The following is a 974-nucleotide window of genomic DNA, read 5'->3' as shown; positions in this document are numbered from 1 at the left end:
TATTTAATTGCAGATCATATTGATGTCTCGGGCAGCGAATTGGCTTATGGCGGTTTAGACTTTCAAAGCACCAATGCTCTTGATATTCACCATGCGCGGCTACAAGCCGTAAGAGATGGCGGTGGGACTGGAGATATTCTCTTTATTGCTCCAAGCGTTATGGTTGATGAGACAACTTCTGTTTTAGCGGCACGAGATTTCGTGATCAAAACGGGGGAGCTTGGAAATAGTGGTCAATTGGCATCGGGGCAGGATTTAGTCTTTAGCGTGACGGGGGATGTGACCAACAACAAAACGGGTTTAATTTATGTGAAGGGCAATGGTGCTTTACAAGTTGATGGGGCTTTGTTGAATGATTTTGGCGCCATAATGGCAGAGGGTGATTTGTTTTTTACCAATGCGGCTGGCAGCGGAAAAAGCCTTTCCCTTGTGAATAAAGCAGGCTTGATTCAAGCTGGTGGAAACTTAAATATCCAAACCAACACCCTGAAAAACGAAGCCGATAGCACGCCTGTCATCACAGAAAAAACGGAATATAGCGATATTTCTTTCCAAAAACCAGAGGGGTATTATTTACTCAATGAACGGAATTTATATCACGATATGGGCTGGGATCGTTGGGGTAGTGGAAGTCTTTCTGATAGAGAGTTTGGGTTTGAAGGTCCCCGAGACTTTCTGTTTGATTGGCAACTTTGGAATAACAAAGAAGGAACCTATGGTACGGCAACTTTGAAAGATGGAACAGTCTATAAGGCATTTACTTGGGAATATGACAAGACAAACAGTAATATAGAACGCTATCAATGGAATAACTGGTCACACATGACAGAAAAGACTGTCACGCAAGGGCTTTCGCATAAACCAACGGTTCAGGGGATGATACAATCTCACGGCAATCTCATCATTAACGCTGATACCATTGACAACCATTATAGCTCTATGAGAGCAGGGGGAAATGCCGATATCCACGCCAA

At 43.5% G+C, this 974-nt stretch carries 1 pseudogene; it reads left to right on the top strand.

The features are described 5' to 3' along the window. Positions 1-974: pseudogene (locus tag ACFINI_RS10000) on the top strand (filamentous hemagglutinin); the annotation flags it as partial.

This window comes from Bartonella sp. AA56HLJMS, assembly GCF_042197145.1.
In the GTDB taxonomy this organism is placed as follows: Bacteria; Pseudomonadota; Alphaproteobacteria; order Rhizobiales; family Rhizobiaceae; genus Bartonella.
Note: the sequence above shows the minus strand (reverse complement) of the source record. Positions and strands in the feature narration are given on the sequence as shown.